Genomic DNA, 18,069 nt, shown 5'->3' on the forward strand with positions numbered 1-18,069 from the left:
GTGGCCAGCTACACGATCCGCGACATCCGCCCGGGCGACGAGGAACAACTGGGCGCAGCGCACGTGGCAATCTGGAAGGCGACGTACGCGGGAATGATGAACAGCGCCAAGCTCGATGCACTACGCCCTCGCGATCGCATCGAACGCTGGGAGCAGATCATCGCCCGCCTCGACGAGCAGTCGAGCCGCGGTGTGCGCACCCGATGCGCCGTCGACACCAGTGATTCACGCATCGTCGGTTTCGCCACCGGCGGCCCACCACGCGACGACAATCCGCCGGCACCGACCGAACTGTGGTCACTGAACGTTGTGCCCGAGCTCCACGGCACCGGCGTCGCAACAGAACTCATGACGACCGTGATCGACCGGGAGGCATCCACCTATCTGTGGGTGGCAGCGGCCAACCATCGTGCGGTGGCGTTCTACCGCAAGCATCGGTTCGAGCTGGACGGCACCGAGAAGTTCGACCCGCTCTGGGAGTGCCTCGAAGCCCGCATGGTCAGGGCTTGACAGGCGGTTCTCGTCTGGACTCGTCGGGATCGAGCTTCTCGGGGTTCAGTACCACCTCGGCCACCATCGGAGTCGTCTCGACGGTCGCATCGCCGTACCGAACCGCGACCGTGTTCGGCAGGAAAGCTTCCAGCGCACGCGGAGTGATCCACCACAGCAGCGCCGAGAACAGAATCAGAATGTTGACCCACTGCAGAACTGTCGCCGCATTCTCGGACGGAATCACGCGATCGAACACCTGGATGTTCATCACCAATCCGTGGATGGCGATCAACACCCACAGTCGCCGGTAGCGGTAGAACACCCAGACCGCCGCGGCACCCCAGCACAGAGCCCACAGAAAACCGCCTCCGCCGAAGTACAGATAGAGGAGGCCCCGCATCGTGCCCGACAACGCCATGATCGCCCAGATCGGGACCCGGCCGACGAGCAACAACACCGGCAACGCCACCAGGATCGGCTCCTCCCGTAGACCCACGACGAGAGCGGAAACCACTGCGAGCCAATCGGACTCGACCGAGGCCGGGATCGAGAAGCTGAATCGGACGATGTCCAGCCGCGATAACACGAGCAGCGAAGCAGAAGCGGCACCGATCGCGGCACACCACGTGAGCGCAGCTTCGAACGCGGTCCCACTGCGGGCCGGCCACACCGCAGGCAGCTTCCGACGCCGAACGAACCAGACGATGGCGATCGCGACGGCGCCCACCAACACCTGCGCCGCGCCGACAGCGAGATCGGCCCACTGATCCCCTATCGACAGAATCGGGGCCGGCGCGTCGGGCTCACGGAAACGCCACAGCGCACCCATCAGGCCGACCAAGTAGACGACGACCCAACCGGCCACCAAACCCAGGACGATGACGGCGGTACCGGCAGCGGTCAGACCACGCCGAGGCGAGCGCTCAGCAAGCCCCGCGTCGACACCGGTCGTCACCAGGCCACCACCATTCCACTCGATACAGCACCGCCGAACAGCTTGTCTATCACGCCCGGGCCGAGAATTCAGTACCGTCCTGGCGATACGAGCCGGCGAAGCACTCACGGCCGAGGGCCACGCTCGGGTGTGTCGCTCGAATCCTCACCGCCGACGATGTCGTCTCGCAGTTCCGCAAGCAATCCCTTCTTCGGGGTGCCGCGGCGCGATTCCCATGCGTCGACCATCGCGAGTACCACCAGAACACAGCCGATCGGGCCGCCCTGGAACCAGAAGAACCGAAGGTCCCAGAAGAACAGCGCCAGCACAGCTCCGACGACAATTACGACGATGCTGCGCGCATTCCTTGCTTTCATCGTTTCCCTTTCATCGATTCGGACCACAATTGGGTCAGACCAGGTTCAGTTCGATTGCCGCATCCGCGGCCAGTAGCGCGCCCACCACGAGCAACACCGTCGCCGACACGTCCCCACTCCAGTGATCCACGCGCCGGAGCAGAGTTGGCGTGAGCGACGAAACATATTCCTGCGCAAACACTCTGGCGATGAGCAGGACGAGAGCGGGTGAGAGCGTCACGAGCACGTACCCCGCGAGCAGTAGCACCGAGAACCCCCACCCCAGGCCGGACTCGACGACCGCATCGATCGCCGCGAAGTAGGGCAGCATCGTCGCCACTTCCACCGCGCCCACAGCGACGGCGAGCAGGAGCACACCGCGAACGCTTCTCGGGGGCCGCGCCCACCACGCACTGCTCGGGTCCCGCCGCCGACGCTCACAGACCAGGCCCATGACCAGAACCACAAGACCCACCGCCAATCGAGTCCACGCGTCACCAGGAATCGAGCCGCTCAGGCCATCGGTGGCCGCCCACAAGGCAACACCGACCCCGAAGTAGACCAGCCCCAACACACCCAGATGCAGCAGAACGACACGCACCCGGAACGACGGCCGCAGCATCATCCACAGCGGAACCGCAAGAGTCCCGACGCCGATGCTGTCCACCAGCGCGAGCCCGATCAGCTGAATTAACACAGCTGTACGGTAACAGGATTACGACACAGTTGTGTCAAAAAGATTCCTGCGTGCTAGAACAGACCGATGCCGAAGATCGTCGACCACGACGCACGCCGGGCGGAGATCGTCGCCGCCGTGTGGCGCGTCATCGAACGAGCAGGAATGGACGGGGCGACGGTACGTAGCGTCGCCGCCGAAGCCGGCGTCTCCCCCGGATCACTTCGGTACTACTTCTCCGATCAGGGAGAACTCGTCCTCTTCGCGGCCGAGGCCATGACGCAACGCGTCGTGCAGCGGTTGGAGGCGCACCCCACCGACGGGGACGGACCGACGCGAGCGATCCGCGTCCTCGAGGAGATGCTGCCCCTCGACGAGGACCGCCACGCCGAGGCGTCGGTATGGCTGGAAGCGATCGTGCGTGCCAGATTCGACGAGCGACTTGCCGCCCTCAAGACGGCCGGGTGGTTCGGCAGCCGGTACCTGTGCCGGCTCGCGTGGGCGCACCTGCACGATCTCGACCGCCCGAACTCTCCCGCATTCACATTCGACCGCGCAGCGGACGAACACGCAGCGGCCGAACTGCATACCTACATCGACGGCCTGACGCTGCAGGCGGTGACGTACCCCGAGCAACTCGCGACCGAGGAGGTACGTCGGTTGCTGCGCACTTACCTGGAGCCGCGGTCCTGAGTCGAGTCGACAGGGAATCTGCGGCCGTAGTACCACCCGATCACCGCGACGACGACGCCCGCCGCGGCAATGGCACCCAACACCGATCCGAAGCCCGACGCATCCACTACGCGACCGACGGCCAAGGGCGCCACGAGAAATCCGATCCGGGACACCAGCGACACGATCGAGATGGCCGCCGCCGAGGACACACCGGGAAGCCGCCCGGCCAGGCTGAAGACAATGGGAAACAGTGGGCTCGCGCCCAGGCCCGCAACCGCGAACGCCCCGATGACCAGGACCGGTAGATCCGCAGCCAGAACCGACAGGCCCAGGATGACGAGAAACGCCACGGCCACCAGTGACGCGCCTCCGCTCAGCACCGTCGACGGGCCGAACCGGTCCACGACCCGGTCTCCTACCAACCGACCGATCAGCATCGCGGCCGAGAACGCAACGAACGCCATACCGGCCGAACCCGGGCCCGCGCCCTCTTCGGTCGTCATGTAGACCGCGCTCCACGACTGCGGAAAGTCCTCCATCAGCCCGGCGAGCAGCACCACGGCCCCCAGCAGGGCCAGTGCTGCGGTCGGACGCACGAGAACGGGGCCGGATGCTGGGTCCTCGTGATCGTCGAGCGCCACCGATTCCGGACCCACCAGACCCCGTCCGACGGCAACGAGAACGAGCATCAGCACCACCGCGACCACGCCGAAGTGCGCCACCACCGGCATCCGGATGCCGGCCGCGGCCGCGCCGGTCACTCCCCCGACGACGGCACCGACGCTCCAGGCGGCATGGAAGCCGCTCAGCAGCGACTTCCCCGCTCGTTCCTCCACGAGGACACCCTGCGCGTTCATCGAAATGTCCATCACAGCATCGGCACCGCCGAGCAGTACGAGCGCCGCCAGCAGCGTCCACCACGACACTGCGACCGCGGGCAGGACGAAGGCCGCACACAACAGCAGCCCCGAGGCGAGAATGGTCCACCGACTGCCGAACCGTCGGACCGACGCAGCGGCGACGGGGGCTGCCGCCAGCCCGCCGAGCCCGACACCGGTCAAGGCGAGGCCGAGCGTTGCGACGTCGATCGACAGTGAGTTCTGAATCTCCGGAATGCGGGGAGCCCAGTTCGCGAACACCGCGCCGTTGACGAAGAAGACGACGAGAACGGACAGCCTGGCACCAGTCATATCGATGCGAGCCTATCGTTCGTCGTCGGGCCGGATCCGTTACTCGAGGTAACGTCGATCGGATGCATGTGTCCGACCGCCTCACCGACCGCGTTCCCGAACGCTGGCTCGAGCCCCTCGTCAAGCACGCCGAGGCCCTCAAGTTCCTCATCGTCGGAGCGATCACCTTCGTCGTCACCGTCGTACTGTTCTTCGGCCTGAAGTGGACGATCCTGCAGGACAAGCCGGTGACAGCGAACGTTCTGGCCGTGCTGATCGCGACGATCGTGTCGTACATCCTCAACCGGGAATGGTCGTTCACAGCGCGTGGCGGACGACGTCGTCACCACGAGGCAGCGCTGTTCTTCGCCGTCGCCGGAACCGGCCTGGCAATCAACCAGCTACCGCTGTGGGTGTCGAGTTACGTGCTGGATCTGCGGTCGCCGAACGTGTCCTTCCTCACCGAGAACATCGCCGACTTCGTCAGCGGCTCCATCATCGGCACGTTGCTGGCAACCGCATTCCGATGGTGGGCGATGCGCAAGTTCGTCTTCCCGGAACCGGTGAACGTTCTTGCCGACCCCGCCGCCCTGACCGTTTACGGTGGACGGCATGGCGACCACTAGGACCCTCGTGCTCATGCGGCACGGAAAATCCGGCTACCCCGACGGAGTGCCGGATCACGAACGACCCTTGGCACCGCGCGGCCAACGCGAGGCGGCACTCGCCGGAGCCTGGATCACCGAACACGTCGGCCGCGTCGATGCAGTGCTGTGCTCGACGGCCCTGCGCACCCGCGAAACGCTGGCCGCTACCGGCATGGGCGACGCTCCCACCCGATTCGAGCGAGACATCTACGGCGGATCCGCGGACGAGATCATCGACGAGATCCGCCTTGCGGACACGTACTTCGACGACGTGACCGTCTCGACGCTGCTGGTCGTCGGACACGAACCCGGAATTCCCTGGACCTCACTCGAATTGGCGGCAGACGACGACACCGACGTGGCCCGCGAGGTTCGTCACCGCTTCCCCACCTCGGCAATCGCCGTGCTCACCACGGAGAAGTCGTGGGCAGAGCTCGCAGCAAGCTCGGCCACGATCACCGAGTTCTGCATCCCTCGCGCCGATCAGTAGTCAGTGCTTCCCGATAGTCAGTGCTTGTAGGTAATCAGCGGTTCCTGAGGTACAGGTAGCCGGCACCGCCTGCTGCAATCAACAGGATCAGCGCTGCCGGGAACCCGAGCAGCCACCACACCAGCGCCAGCACCACCAACGCGGGCGCAGCGGCGATCAACGCGATGCCGGGATTCTCTCGAACCGTCTCCAACGCGGACTGTGCATGCACTCTGTCGATCTTCTTGCCTGCCATGGCGGACTCCCTGTTTCGTATGTCCCGTTTGCGTACTTCCACTGTAGGCGCACCGACAGCAGCTACCCGCGGTCGACGACGGCAATCGTGGCTGTGGACGAATACACCAGACTGTCGGCGGATTCGATCACCCACGATGCCAGGTACCGATTCGTTGCATAGGGGTCCGGCGTCGGCTCGATCTCCAACCGCCGACGTGTCGTACCGTCATCCAACGCGATCGATTCCACGGTCCCGCCGACGGTGGAGTACGCGAGACCGTCGGCGTACGCCGTGATCGGGTAGTAGTCATCGGGATCGTTCTCCCACCGAACCGAACCGGTTCTCAGATCCAATGCCGTCACATGAGCTGTTCCGGGAGCACGTGCGATCACCACATCCCCGACGACAGCTACGCCATTGGTCGACGCCAACAGCGGGCTCGACCACAGAAACTCTCCGGTCGTCCGATCGAACGCACTGTCACCGACGACCATCGGCAGCGACAGGTCCGTTGGATCGTCGATCTCGAGAAAGGGATACACCGGCAGCGGAGCTCTGGCGACTGTTCGACCATCCGAGGCGAGCGCGACGGTACCGGCGTACGTCTGGGACTGCGTACACACCGCCTCGGTCATGATCACCAGTGCCGGTTGCACCCGAAAAGGTTGCGACACGCAGCTGTCGGGATAACCCCGGTACCACGTGATCGTTCCAGTGACCGAGTCGAATCCTATTGCCGTCGAACCGAACCGGCCCAGGCCGTAGTTTCCGTCGATGGTGATGACCGGCCCCGGCATACCCGCGTAAACGGCCTCGCCGGGAAATTCGGTGACCCAATCGCGCCCGACATCGTCCACAGAACCCTTGGCGAGCTGCGGCGTTCCCTCGTAACCTGCTTGCGTGACAGTGGAACTGATCGAGTAGAGCGAGAACCCGTCGGTTCCCACAGCGAACACACGTTGCGGCACACGAACAGAACGACCAGCACCGGTCGTGGTGTCCACCGTGACGATCGTCGATTCCGGATTCTCCGACTCGGTGCTGGAGAGGCAGACGAGGTATCCCGACAACGGCCGGTCGGCACAGGAGTCCACCCGAAGATCGTCTCGCCGCCATAGTGTGGATCCATCCGTTGCGTCGAGGCCCACCATCGCGGGAGCGTCGAAATTCCCGGTAGCAGGATCCGGCAGACCCACCGAAGCGACATACACCCCGCCCGCATCGATGAATCTCGCTGCGCTGGGGTTGAGCCGTCCGCCTGCACCAGGATCACGAAACTGCGCGAACTCGCGGCCGTAGACGGCCTCTGCAGATCTGGACCACTGGACCTCCGGCGCACGCGGAACCGTCGGCGGAGCTGTGGTCGTCCATGAGGGGGCAGTCGCGATCGCTGGGTCGTCGTCCTGCGCGACAACGATCACCGCAGCAACGACAGTCGCCAACGCCACGGCTCCCGCTGTCCACACCGGCCATCGGGTGCTCACAGGTCCAGGCCCGGTGCCGTCGCGATGGACTCGAGATTGCCGACCGTGACGAGCTCGCCCGCCGATGTCGACGAGATACGGACACGAGTGCCCGACGGCCGGGTCACAGTCACGGTCCTGACGCCGCGCTTCGATCTCTCGGACATCGATCCGTCGGGCAGGCGCACGGTGTCGACCGAGCGATCAGCCGTCGGGTCATATGCATCGGGAATTTCCGGGAGCGGCTGTCCACCCGTGATCGCCACGGTCACAACGCCTTCCGATCCTGGCGTCAGAATTGTTCCGGCTGCACACAACGAGTCGTGGGACAACGGACTCCGTTGCATCGGTGCCAGCGGCTGCTCGAGCACGATCACGGCCCGAAGCGCGCGGATTCGAGCCTGGTCCAGAGCGCGACCGATACGGTCTGCGTCGGCGCGAGTCACCGCTGGTCCATCCTGCGACCCAACTCGCGTGTCACACGGCAGAGGAGGGGGTCGGGTTCCGTCCGGCACCGCTGCACCGATTCGCAGCTCGCTCGACGACACCAGGGAGATCAGGTCGTTCATGGACACTGCTTCATCCGAAGACACGAACTGGCTTGCGTTGGCCTGCAACGTCGTTCCATCGGTTGCGTATGCAGTCGCCGTCCTGACCACCGCTGTTCTACCACCGTCTTCGCCGGTGGACTCTTTCGTGTCCACGACCGTACCGTCGGCTGCGACCTGCCTGCGATCGAGACTGCCACCGACACAGGGCGGTACACCGGCAGTCGACTTCGAGATCGTCACCGTCACGTCGGCACCCCTGCCGTTGCGAATCAGCAACCCGGCGGCAGTGGCGCTCGCGAACATCGACAGATCATCCGTCGGACCATCGCCGACAGAGCTATCGGACGTGGGACCTTGGACAGGACCGAATCGAAACGCGGATTCGGCACCGAACGCGAACGTACCGGGTGTTGCGAACTCGACGGCGGTCTCGGCCGGCAACGCAGAAACAAGCGCATCGGACAGCGCAGTAGCTTTGCGCCCGGAGAACCATGGATAACGGGGGTCGTCGTAGCGTCCTCCCTCGAGGCGGAAATACGCCCCTGAGAATTCCCCGGACTCGGGAACGACGACGGCATCACACCCCGGAATCGTGGTCGACGACTCACCCTGGTCGTAGTTCGACGCGCTGAACCCGCTCGACGCAGGCGTATCCGGCAACGCGACGTCCGCAGGACCGGACGCGCGTGAATCCACCACGATGACTCCCGCCGCGACCACAGCGACAGCGACGAAGACCCAGAAAATCTTCGGTTGACGCCCGAGCGCTCCGAGGTGCAACGCGTCGAGGTCTATCACGGCGAGAAGCCTAGCCTGCCGTTCACAAGACTCGACGCTCCACGACTTCAGGTGGAGCTATCGGCCTTCGGTCGAGCTACGACTTTCGGTGGAGCGCAGCGTCGTACCTTCGGCCGAACCACCAGCGACGACGCCTCCGCGGGGGTATCGCGTGCACGTCGGCTGCGGTGAGATCGGATCCATGGACAATCCGATTCTGCTCACGATCGCGATCTGCGAGATCGGCTTCTGGGCTCTGGTGATCGGCGGCCTGTGCCTTCGCTACCTGGCACGCATGCGACGCGCCAACACCATCACGCTCGCCCTGCTCCCGGTCCTCGACCTCGTCTTGATCGCAGCCGTGGCGCTCGACCTGCACCGCGGCGGAGACGTCGAATTCGCACACCGCCTCGCCGGCATCTACCTCGGCTGGACCGTCGTGTTCGCGCACTCCACTGTCGCCTGGCTCGACGTACGCTTCGCGCACCGATTCGCCGGTGGACCCGCACCGGTCAAGGCCCCGAAGACCGGTCCGCAGGCCTACCGCAACGAGATCCGCGGGTTCGTGAAGTGGTTGGTCGCCGCCACCATCGCACTGGTGATCACCTACGGCCTGGCGTACACCGTGGCAGACTCGGAGCAGGCAGCGGCACTGAAGACCGTGATCCAGCCACTCGGAGTCATCACGTTCTTCTGGTTCGTCACCGGACCGCTGTGGGTGGCCGGCAAGCACAACTCGAGCTCGAAAGATGCGGCAGGAGAACGGAGTCGACTCTGATGGTGGGAGGTTCCAGGACACTGGCTGGTTCCAGGACACTGCGCAGGTTTCGACCGGCATGGCGACCGCGAAATCCCGCGGTGCTGCCGCTCGAAATGCTCCTGGCCACGCTCGTCTACGCCGGATTCCAACTCTCCACCGGCATGGTCGGTGACACCAGAGACGAACTCGTCCGCAGCCCGACCCTGATCGCAGTGGGTATCGCTGCCCTGCTGGCGATGACCGCCGCGACGTGTGTGCGCCGATCGTTTCCCGTCGTGTCGTACCTGTCGGTGGTTGCGATCAGCGTCGCGCTGATTCTGGTTCTGCCGGACCGCACCCTCGGATTCACCCCGCTGTACTGGTTTGCGATCGCCGCGTTGGCAATTCGAGTGACCGGGCCACGCCTGTTCGCTCCCCTTGCGGTCGGCCTCATCCTCGAGATCGTCGTCAGCGTCGACACACGGCTTTCCTTTCCAGATGCCGCAGCCGGACCCGGTGGCACGATCGGGGTGGTGGCCGAGCAGGTCGTGAACCTCGCCGTCAACTACACGGTGCTCATCGCTCTGGGTAAGTACATCGCACGGAACAGAGCCCAGGAGCTCGAGAGCGAGGCTGCCCTCCGCCGAGCCGAGATCGAACACCGACAGCAGCTCGACGCGGCGCTGGACAACGAGAGAAAAGCCATGGCACGCGAACTCCACGACGTCGCGGCTCACCACCTGACCGGAATGCTCATCCAAGCCAAAGCATCGAAGACCCTCATCCCGAGCAACCCCGAGCAGGCACGCGAACTACTCACCGGCGCAATCGGACACGGCCAGCGCACCCTCGACAGCCTGCGCCAGATCGTCGGCATCCTGCGACCGAGCGACGCGGCCTACAGCTTCGACACCGACCTCAGCTTCGACACCGACACTGCACCGCAACCGATGATCTCCGACATCGCCGAGCTGATCGAACAGTCTCGAATCTCGTTCGCGTCCATCGAGACGAGCATTGTGGCAGACAGCGTTGATACCGACAGCGCCGTGCAACTGACGTGCTACCGCGTCGTTCAAGAGGCGTTGTCCAATGCCCGAGTCCATGCGCCGAACTGCGTTGTGTGCGTGCAGGTGACCGTGGGTTCGTCGACCGTCGAGGTGACCGTTACCAACACGATGACGTCGGATGGGACAGAGCAGCGCGAGTCCACAGGACAGGGATTCGGCATTCCGGGTATGCGGGAGCGGGCCGCTCTACTCGGCGGGACCCTCGACGCCGGATTTTCCGACGACCGAACGACGTGGACCGTGCACGCTCGACTGCCCGTCGGCGGAAAGATCTCTCGGGCGCAGGAGGTGCCGGCATGATCACCGTTCTGATCGCGGACGATCAACCCGTGGTTCGGCAGGGATTCGAGCTGTTCCTGGCGGGCCATCCCGACATCGAAGTGGTCGGGCACGCGCACTCGGGAAGACATGCCGTGCAACAGGTATCGACCCTGAAACCGGACGTCGTGCTGATGGACATCAGGATGCCGAACGGTGACGGGCTGACCGCAACGCGCGAGATACTGGCGCAGTTCGACAACGTTCGCGTCATCGTCGTCACCACGTTCGACCTCGACGAGTACGTGTTCGCTGCCCTCGATGCCGGGGCGTCGGGCTTCCTGCTCAAGGACACCGATCCCGACGAACTCGCCGACGCGGTGGTCACCGTCGCCTGCGGCGGAGCGGTGCTCTCTCCTCGACTGACCCCGCGCCTGATGACCGAGTTCGCCCGCCGCGGCGCGCCGAGTCGACCCAACTCAGTTCCGCCGCAACACGACCTGAGCCTGCGAGAAATGGAAGTGGTGCAACTACTGGCGCAGGGCCTGGGCAACAACGAGATCGCGCGGGAACTGCAACTCGAACAGAGCACGGTGAAGACCCACATCGGTAACATCTGCCGCAAACTCGACGTGAAAACCCGAGTGCACGTGGTGATCTGGGCCTACCGCAACGGCCTGGTGAGCAGCTAGGCTGCCTTTTGCTCCTCGTCATCCGCGGTCTCATCGGCGCGCTCCACCAGCGAGGCAGAGTGGTCGGTGTACTGAAAGTGCGGGCGCTTGTCGCCGATGTACGAGGTCATCCACGACACCACCGCGACGTAGCGGTTCCGGAAGCCGACCAGGTACATCAGGTGCACCGCGAGCCACATGAGCCAGGCGATCGGGCCCGACATGTCGACCTTGCCGAACAGCCGCGCCACCGCACTGAACCGGCCGACGATCGACATGCTGCCCTTGTCGGTGTACTCGAACGGCGTTCCCGCGTCGACCTTTCCGATGATCATCTTCGCCACGTGCCTGCCCTGCTGCATCGCCACCGGCGACTGTCCGGGGAGCTTGTGCAGCGACGTCACGTCGCCGATCGCGTAGATGTCCTTCGCCGAGCCGACCGTCAGATCGTCGTGCACGAGAAGGCGTCCGGCACGGTCGGTCTCGCACCCGGTGCGCTCGGCGATCGTGGCCGCGAGGTCGCTGGCCTGAACACCTGCCGACCAGATGACGGTCTTGGCCGGGTAGGTACGCGAGGTCTTGGTGTCGACATCCTGCACCGTGACGACGTCGTCGGCGATGTCGGTGACCATGGCTCCGGTGACGACGTCGACGCCGGACTTCTCGAGCTTCGTGCGGGCGTACGCGCTGAGCTTGCCGCCGAATGCGGGCAGCACTTCCTTGACTCCGTCGACGAGAGTGACCGTGACGTCGCTCGGGTCGATGTCGGGGAACGAGCCGGCGAAGTAGCGGTGCGCGAGATCCCTGATCTGGCCGGCCAATTCGACACCCGTCGCGCCTGCACCGACAACGACGAAGCTCAGCAATTCCTTGCGAGCAGCCGAATCGGTTGTCAAGTGGGCAGTTTCGTAGCAACTCAGGATCTGCTCACGCAGAGCGATCGCGTCATCGACGGTCTTGAGCGCGAACGTGCGGTCCTTGAACTCGTCACGCCCGAAGTACGCCTGCGTGGCACCCGTGGCGACGATCAATCGACCGAAGCCGATGGTGTGGCTCTGTCCGGCACCGATGTAGGTGACCTGGTGCTTTTCGGGATCGACATCGACGACGCGTCCGAGACGCACGTCGGCCGAGTCGTACTGCGCGAGGATGCGCCGGATCGGAGGGGCGATCTCACCCGTCGAGAGCATTCCGGTGGCGGCCTGGTAGAGCAGCGGCTGAAAGAGGTGTTCGGTGGTGCTGGAGATCAGCGAGAACGTCACACCGGCCTTGCCCAGAGACTTGGCGGCAGCCAATGCTCCGAATCCCGATCCCACGATGACGACGTCGTACGTTTGCACAGCACTTTCCTTTTCGGCTCGAGTCTTTTCCTCTACGAAGAACTACCTCCATGAAACTCCGACCGCGGTGCTCTATCAACGCGGAAGTTGAAATAGCATCTATGAGCAGAACTCATGATTGGATGGCTATATGGAACTGCGGCAGCTGAAGTACTTCCTCGCGGTCGGCGAGGAACTGAACTTCTCGCGCGCTGCCGAACGCTGCTACGTCTCGCAATCGGCGATCAGTCTGCAGATCTCCAAGCTGGAACGAGAAATCGGTGAACCGCTGTTCGAGCGGACCTCACGTACCGTCCGATTGACCGTCGTCGGAGCACAATTGGTTTCCATCGCCCGGCACATGGTGGAGCTCGAGCAGGCCGCCCTGGCGCTGACGACGCGCAAGCGGAACCAGCTGCGCCTGACCGGAAACATGACGTTCGCGGCCAACGCAATCTCCGCCATCGTCGCGGTCCGCGAGCGTCACCCCGACGCCGAGATCGACTTCGTGCTGAAACGATTCGCAGAACAGATCGAAGCGGTGACGTCCGGGGACTGCCAGGTGGCGCTGATCCGCGGCAGCGTCGAACGCTCCGGTCTGCATGTGACCGAGCTGTGGACCGAGGACCTCGTCGTCGTCCTCCCCGAGGGCCATCCTTTGGCGGGTGAGGACAACCCGAGCCTGAGCCAGCTCGCCGGCTACCCCCTGCTACTTCCCAAACGGAGCGAGCAGATCCTGCTGCACCGGGTGATCGAACGCGAGATGAAGCGCAGCGGACTGCCGTTGAGCTTCGGCCCACCCGTGGCGTCCGATCACACCGCCAGCGCCGAACTCCTCAAGAACCCGCAGTGCTGGTCCATCCTGTACGCCAGCACCGCCGACAGCACCCCCAAGACCGGCCTGGTCTTCCGCACCGAGGCCGACCGCAGGCTGCGGCTCCCGGTCTCGGCCGTCGTCGACGCGACCGTGGCCGCCACCGACATCCAGCGCGACCTCGTAGCAGCCCTGGCTGCGACAGCACCTGTTCAGCCCGCCACCCCTGCGAGCTGAGCGAACGCGGCATCGGCGTCGAACAATTCGGCGCGATCGTACGTGGACGTCGAGGCCATGATCTCGTTCGCGTTGGTGCGCTCGATCACCTCCTCCAACCGAGAACGGACCTGCCCGGTCGTGCCGAGGATGCTAGACGCCAACGACGCCTCGATTCGGTTCCGTGTCTGCGGCGTCCACTGCGATTCGTCGATCGCAGACGCTCGTTCCAGAGCTGGGAACTCGCCCTCGCGCCTGGACCTGGCCATCGCCCATGCCTCCGGGACGGCCAACCTACGTGCATCCTCGGCGTCCGCTGCGATCGTCACGTCTAGCGAGATGATCACGTACGGTTCGGGATTCGAGGGCGTGGGCCTAAAGTGCTTGCGATACAACGCCAACGGATCGTCCTTCTGCAGCACCGGTCCACCGACCACCACCGGAAGCCCGGCGCGAGCGGCCACCTCGAGACCGGCTCCGGTGGCGAGGACGAACACCGGTGGAGCAGCGGTGGCAGGGCGCGCCGTCACCGCGGCCGAACCGTCCAGATACGAACGCAATTCGGCGATGTCGGACTCGAACGTGTCGGGCGCGTCACAGTCTCGGCGCAATGCTGCGCGGACCGGTTCGGTGAATCCGAGGGAGCGGCCGACACCGAGGTCGATTCGGCCAGGAAAGAGGGACTCCAACATCAAGAACTGCTCGGCCACGACCAAGGGCTGATGATTGGGCAGCATCACCCCGCCGGATCCGACGCGAATGCGCGAGGTGCGCGACGCCACCCCCGCAGCAAGTACCGCGGGCGCGCCCGACGCGATACCGGGAACGCCGTGATGCTCGGCCACCCAGAACCGGTGCAGCCCGATCTTCTCCGCATGCACCGCTCGTTCGACGGTATGCCGCAGCGCCGAGGCGTCGTCCATTCCGGACCGAGTGCGGGATCTGTCGAGCAGTGAGAAGAACACCTGTGTGTCAACCGGGGAAGCGTCGAGCATATTTCTCGAAGCGTTCGTTGATAGCGGACCGAATGTGTCCGCAAAGGCGCTCATCATTTCTCCATGAACCTCACCATGAAGATCGAACTCGTCACCCTGGCCGTCACCGATGTGGACCGCGCCAAGGACTTCTATGTCTCGATCGGCTTCCACGCCGACCATGACGCCCGCCCTTGGGACGGCATCCGGTACGTCCAGCTCACTCCCCCGGGATCGGCGTGCTCCATCGCGATCGGTGAGGGCATCACCGACGCCGAACCGGGCAAGGGAGCCGGAATTCTGATGGTCGTGAACGACGTCCAGGAGGCCTACGAGCACCTCACGTCGGCGGGTCTGACCATCGATCCGCCCAAGGACGAGGGCTGGGGCACGTTCGTGTACTTCGCTGACCCCGACGGAAACACGTGGTCGGTGCAGCAGTTGCCGGCCCGGTCCTAAACCGGCCGAAACGCCAGTCTGGCAACGATGCCGCGGTGGTCGGAACCGGTGATCGTCACCGGCTCGACCGATCGAACCGCCATGTCCGCCACCAGAACATGGTCGATGGCGATGACGGGTGGGTACCAGGTGTGCGCCGGATACGTCCTGAGCATCCCGGCCCCGGTGGCCACCGCGGCATCGACGAACCGGCCGTCCTGTAGATCTCGGTACCGCCGATGATCCTGCGTCGCGTTGAAGTCGCCGGCCACCACCACGGGACCGTCGTCGACGGGGATCTTGGCCAGTAGTTGACGCAGCAGCGCGAGCTCGCGAACCCACTCGGACGGCTCCCGCGGCCACGGCGGCACCGGGTGAACCGCGAACACCAGCGGCCGACCCGGCATCTCCACCCGTGCAGAGAGCAATTCGGTGACAAAACCGTCGTGCCGCTGCTCGTCGACGAGCGGGAAGCGGCTGTAGATGCCGGTACCTTCGCCGCCGGGGGCGGCGCTGACGTACGCGTGCGGCAACGAGCCGGACAGTCTCGGGCGAAGACGGGCCTCGGCCTCGGGCGTCAGTTCTACGAGAGTGAGCACGTCCGGGCGGTGTTGCTCGACCAGCGCAACCAACGCGTCGAGATCGGCCCGTCCCAGCCAGATGTTGGCGTGCAGGACCGTCAGAGTCGGCTCGTCGGAGTTCGTTGTGAATCTGCGCCTCTGCAGCGGCAGCTGCGTTGCGATGGCACCCGTCAGTACAGCCGCCCCCGCAGCCAGCCCCCACCACCCGAACGCCACGGCCGCGAGTGCAGCGCCGGGCACCGCGGCGAGCATGAGGACATGTGCCAAAGACGCGGCAACGAGCATCGCCTGCCCCCGCGCGTCGACCAGGTGCGCCACGATGCCGAGTACCGCTGCGAAGAGCAGTAACAGGGCCATCGATGCCGAAACCATGAGCGGAAGTCTTACAGGCAAACCTGAGGCCGAGCTGGGAAGCATCCTCGAGACCGACCGAACTGTTCGCTTTCTCGCCGCAAACACGACAGAATCGACAACGCTGTCCGTGAGTCAAGTAGGGGGACTTTCCGTGAACCGAAGGCAACTGCTGCGGTTGGCCGCTGCCGGAATGCTCGGCGCTGCCGCCGCTCCGGTCCTGAACTCGGCCGGAATGCCGGGCTCCGCCACCGCAGGTGCGCTGCCGATCGGCGCCGAACGCATCCGAGCACTGGTTCCCGAGCTGTTCGCCGATCCCCCGCGCCCACCGGACCACTCACCCGTGATCGTCATCGGCTCCGGATTCGGTGCCAGCGCCGCCGCCCTCCGCATGGCTCAGGCCGGCACCCAGGTCACCGTCCTCGAACGCGGACTGCGCTGGCCACGTGATCCGTGGCGCGAGATCTTCACCGCCGACATGACCGCCGACGGACGCGGACTGTGGCAGCAGAGCTCGTTCACCAACATCACCGGCATGCCCGTCGGGCCGGTCGACCTGTTCGGCGGCGTCCTCGACACCACCCGCTACGAGAACCTCTCCGTCTGGCGCGGCGCTGCCGTCGGCGGCGGCTCGATCGTCTACACCGGCGTCACCATCGCCCCGGACAAGAAGTTCTTCGACCTCTCCTTCGGCGGACGACTGAACTACGACGAGATGGCCGCCACCTGGTACCCCAAGGCGCTCTCGATGCTCCGGCCGTCGGCGATGCCCGAGGACGTCTACAACAGCCCGAACTTCGCACACTCACGCACCTGGGACGACCACGCCAGGCGGGCCGGGTTCACCCCTCAGGCAGTGGACGGCAACTGGAACTGGAACGTCGTCCGCGACGAGATCGGCGGCCGCTCGAGGCCGTCCGCGACCGTCGGCGCGAGCACCTTCGGCAACTCCAACGGTGCCAAGCACGACCTGACCCAGAACTACATCCCCCAGGCCGAGGCCACCGGCAACGCGACGGTATGTCACAGCCATCGCGTCGCGGCGATCGGCACCGAATCCGGCGGCCGCCACCGCGTCGAGATCGAACGCCTCGACCCGTTCGGCAACGTACTCGAGACACGCACACTCACCTGCGACACCCTCGTCCTCGGAGCCGGGTCCATCGGCACCACCGAGCTGCTGATGCGCGCCCGCACCACCGGTGCGCTGGCGAACCTCAACGAATTCATCGGCACCGGATGGGGCACCAACGGCGACGCGTCGATGACGCGGTCACTGGGGCCGATGTCGGCAGGGCCGCAGGGTGCGCCGTGCGCGTCCCGCATCGTCGACGACTCAGGACTGCCACTGACCGTCGAGAACTGGTACGTGCCGGGCGTTCCGGTGAATCTCGGTTTCATCGGCTCCCTCGGTATGACCATCGATCCCCTGCGTGGAAACTTCGGATTCGATTCCGCCACAGACACATTGACCCTGAACTGGCCGAAGGGTGGCAGCCGCGACACCGTGGAAGCCCTACGCGCAGTGCAGAATCGGATGGCTCAGGCCGGCGGTACCGTCGTCGCAGCCGAACCGTTCACCCGCGACGTCGACGACACCTTCACCGCCCACCCACTCGGCGGCGCGGTACTGGGCGACGCCACCGACAACTACGGGCGGGTGAAGGGTCACCCCGGGCTCTACGTCGTCGACGGTGCGCTGATCCCCGGTAGCACCGGAGCCGCCAACCCGTCGCTCACCATCACCGCGTTGGCCGAACGCAACGTCGCGCAGATCATCGCCGACGGTCGCTGACCGTCCGAAGTGGGTAGACCCGCGCCGAACGGGTAGCCCACAGGTATGCCCGTCAACGACCCGACCGAACGCACCATCGCCGACCGCGACGTCGAAAAGCGCTGGAACGACCCCGGTGCCCTCCGTAAGGCTGCGGGATACTGCTCCGGCGTCGTGGCGGTGGCGGCTGCCCTGACCGCGGTGTTCCTGATAGTCGACCGCACCAGTCCTGTGTTGGCCGCGTCGGTGCCTGCGGTGTGTTTCCTCGGCGGTATCGGAGCTCTGACGTTGGGATACAAGTCCTACCGAGCCGGTGGCACGTGGCCGATCTGGCAGGGCGCGGCATGGTTCCTGTTCACCGTGATGCTGCTCGGTCTTGCGATGCCGATGTTCGCCGTCCGTCAGTGACCGTCGGCG

At 65.2% G+C, this 18,069-nt stretch carries 21 protein-coding genes; 11 read left to right on the forward strand and 10 right to left on the reverse strand.

Going from position 1 to position 18,069, the window contains the following annotated elements:
• Positions 1-510: a GNAT family N-acetyltransferase gene (locus R3P93_RS14705; protein ID WP_068053435.1), complete on the forward strand. Its 510-nt coding sequence runs from the start codon at positions 1-3 to the stop codon at positions 508-510.
• On the opposite strand, the gene R3P93_RS14710 is transcribed toward R3P93_RS14705, so the two are convergent.
• The 3 genes from R3P93_RS14710 to R3P93_RS14720 all read right to left on the reverse strand — a co-directional run bounded on the left by R3P93_RS14710 (position 500) and on the right by R3P93_RS14720 (position 2,479).
• Positions 500-1,447 (reverse strand): CPBP family intramembrane glutamic endopeptidase, encoded by a 948-nt coding sequence (locus R3P93_RS14710; protein WP_317533349.1) that lies wholly within the window; start codon positions 1,445-1,447, stop codon positions 500-502. The two genes, R3P93_RS14705 and R3P93_RS14710, sit on opposite strands and share 11 nt — an antisense overlap.
• A gap of 104 nt (positions 1,448-1,551) precedes the next feature.
• On the reverse strand, positions 1,552-1,803 hold the full coding sequence (locus tag R3P93_RS14715) for a hypothetical protein (protein ID WP_317533350.1): 252 nt from the start codon (positions 1,801-1,803) through the stop codon (positions 1,552-1,554).
• Positions 1,804-1,837: 34 nt separating this feature from the next.
• Positions 1,838-2,479 (reverse strand): GAP family protein, encoded by a 642-nt coding sequence (locus R3P93_RS14720; protein ID WP_317533351.1) that lies wholly within the window; start codon positions 2,477-2,479, stop codon positions 1,838-1,840.
• Between the two features lie 66 nt (positions 2,480-2,545).
• Between R3P93_RS14720 and R3P93_RS14725 the strand changes: the two genes are divergently transcribed.
• The gene (locus tag R3P93_RS14725) at positions 2,546-3,151 is read left to right on the forward strand and encodes a TetR/AcrR family transcriptional regulator (protein WP_094641146.1); all 606 of its coding nucleotides are present in this window, start codon (positions 2,546-2,548) and stop codon (positions 3,149-3,151) included.
• Here the strand turns inward: R3P93_RS14725 and R3P93_RS14730 are convergent.
• The gene (locus R3P93_RS14730) at positions 3,130-4,323 is read right to left on the reverse strand and encodes an MFS transporter (protein ID WP_317533352.1); all 1,194 of its coding nucleotides are present in this window, start codon (positions 4,321-4,323) and stop codon (positions 3,130-3,132) included. The two genes, R3P93_RS14725 and R3P93_RS14730, sit on opposite strands and share 22 nt — an antisense overlap.
• 62 nt (positions 4,324-4,385) lie before the next feature.
• Here R3P93_RS14730 and R3P93_RS14735 point away from each other — a divergent pair, with 62 nt between their 5' ends.
• Both R3P93_RS14735 and R3P93_RS14740 read left to right on the forward strand, forming a co-directional pair.
• The gene (locus R3P93_RS14735) at positions 4,386-4,928 is read left to right on the forward strand and encodes a GtrA family protein (protein WP_068053418.1); all 543 of its coding nucleotides are present in this window, start codon (positions 4,386-4,388) and stop codon (positions 4,926-4,928) included.
• On the forward strand, positions 4,915-5,439 hold the full coding sequence (locus tag R3P93_RS14740) for a SixA phosphatase family protein (RefSeq protein WP_317533353.1): 525 nt from the start codon (positions 4,915-4,917) through the stop codon (positions 5,437-5,439). The genes R3P93_RS14735 and R3P93_RS14740 overlap by 14 nt, the downstream gene beginning before the upstream one ends.
• A 34-nt stretch (positions 5,440-5,473) precedes the next feature.
• Here the strand turns inward: R3P93_RS14740 and R3P93_RS14745 are convergent, their stop codons facing one another.
• The 3 genes from R3P93_RS14745 to R3P93_RS14755 form a co-directional block, all read right to left on the reverse strand.
• Positions 5,474-5,674 (reverse strand): hypothetical protein, encoded by a 201-nt coding sequence (locus tag R3P93_RS14745; protein ID WP_068053408.1) that lies wholly within the window; start codon positions 5,672-5,674, stop codon positions 5,474-5,476.
• A 62-nt stretch (positions 5,675-5,736) separates the two neighbouring features.
• Complete coding sequence (locus R3P93_RS14750; RefSeq protein ID WP_317533354.1) at positions 5,737-7,140, reverse strand: outer membrane protein assembly factor BamB family protein; 1,404 nt, start codon at positions 7,138-7,140, stop codon at positions 5,737-5,739.
• Positions 7,137-8,468 carry a hypothetical protein gene (locus R3P93_RS14755; RefSeq protein ID WP_317533355.1) on the reverse strand — a complete coding sequence of 444 codons (1,332 nt, stop codon included), beginning with the start codon at positions 8,466-8,468 and terminating at the stop codon, positions 7,137-7,139. The genes R3P93_RS14750 and R3P93_RS14755 overlap by 4 nt, the downstream gene beginning before the upstream one ends.
• A 181-nt stretch (positions 8,469-8,649) precedes the next feature.
• On the opposite strand from R3P93_RS14755, the gene R3P93_RS14760 reads away from it, so the two are divergent.
• The 3 genes from R3P93_RS14760 to R3P93_RS14770 all read left to right on the forward strand — a co-directional run bounded on the left by R3P93_RS14760 (position 8,650) and on the right by R3P93_RS14770 (position 11,206).
• Complete coding sequence (locus R3P93_RS14760; RefSeq protein ID WP_317533356.1) at positions 8,650-9,225, forward strand: hypothetical protein; 576 nt, start codon at positions 8,650-8,652, stop codon at positions 9,223-9,225.
• An 80-nt stretch (positions 9,226-9,305) separates the two neighbouring features.
• Entirely contained in the window at positions 9,306-10,556 is a 1,251-nt protein-coding gene (locus R3P93_RS14765; protein WP_317533357.1) for a sensor histidine kinase, read from the forward strand.
• On the forward strand, positions 10,553-11,206 hold the full coding sequence (locus R3P93_RS14770; protein ID WP_068053396.1) for a response regulator transcription factor: 654 nt from the start codon (positions 10,553-10,555) through the stop codon (positions 11,204-11,206). The genes R3P93_RS14765 and R3P93_RS14770 overlap by 4 nt, the downstream gene beginning before the upstream one ends.
• On the opposite strand, the gene R3P93_RS14775 is transcribed toward R3P93_RS14770, so the two are convergent.
• Positions 11,203-12,525: an NAD(P)/FAD-dependent oxidoreductase gene (locus R3P93_RS14775; protein WP_317533358.1), complete on the reverse strand. Its 1,323-nt coding sequence runs from the start codon at positions 12,523-12,525 to the stop codon at positions 11,203-11,205. The two genes, R3P93_RS14770 and R3P93_RS14775, sit on opposite strands and share 4 nt — an antisense overlap.
• A 130-nt stretch (positions 12,526-12,655) precedes the next feature.
• Here R3P93_RS14775 and R3P93_RS14780 point away from each other — a divergent pair, with 130 nt between their 5' ends.
• Positions 12,656-13,555: a LysR family transcriptional regulator gene (locus tag R3P93_RS14780; protein WP_269595362.1), complete on the forward strand. Its 900-nt coding sequence runs from the start codon at positions 12,656-12,658 to the stop codon at positions 13,553-13,555.
• On the opposite strand, the gene R3P93_RS14785 is transcribed toward R3P93_RS14780, so the two are convergent.
• Entirely contained in the window at positions 13,531-14,499 is a 969-nt protein-coding gene (locus tag R3P93_RS14785) for an MsnO8 family LLM class oxidoreductase (RefSeq protein WP_317533371.1), read from the reverse strand. The genes R3P93_RS14780 and R3P93_RS14785 overlap by 25 nt on opposite strands.
• Before the next feature lie 93 nt (positions 14,500-14,592).
• Here R3P93_RS14785 and R3P93_RS14790 point away from each other — a divergent pair, with 93 nt between their 5' ends.
• The gene (locus tag R3P93_RS14790; protein ID WP_317533359.1) at positions 14,593-14,967 is read left to right on the forward strand and encodes a VOC family protein; all 375 of its coding nucleotides are present in this window, start codon (positions 14,593-14,595) and stop codon (positions 14,965-14,967) included.
• On the opposite strand, the gene R3P93_RS14795 is transcribed toward R3P93_RS14790, so the two are convergent.
• Positions 14,964-15,899: an endonuclease/exonuclease/phosphatase family protein gene (locus R3P93_RS14795; RefSeq protein ID WP_317533360.1), complete on the reverse strand. Its 936-nt coding sequence runs from the start codon at positions 15,897-15,899 to the stop codon at positions 14,964-14,966. The two genes, R3P93_RS14790 and R3P93_RS14795, sit on opposite strands and share 4 nt — an antisense overlap.
• A gap of 133 nt (positions 15,900-16,032) precedes the next feature.
• Here R3P93_RS14795 and R3P93_RS14800 point away from each other — a divergent pair, with 133 nt between their 5' ends.
• Together R3P93_RS14800 and R3P93_RS14805 are read left to right on the forward strand one after the other, a co-directional pair.
• A complete protein-coding gene (locus tag R3P93_RS14800) occupies positions 16,033-17,673 on the forward strand; it encodes a GMC oxidoreductase (RefSeq protein WP_317533361.1) in 1,641 nt (546 codons plus the stop codon).
• A 45-nt stretch (positions 17,674-17,718) separates the two neighbouring features.
• Entirely contained in the window at positions 17,719-18,060 is a 342-nt protein-coding gene (locus tag R3P93_RS14805) for a hypothetical protein (RefSeq protein ID WP_317533362.1), read from the forward strand.
• Positions 18,061-18,069 lie beyond the last annotated feature (9 nt).

Origin of the sequence: Rhodococcus cerastii, assembly GCF_033042195.1 — a bacterium.
GTDB lineage: Bacteria > Actinomycetota > Actinomycetes > Mycobacteriales > Mycobacteriaceae > Rhodococcoides.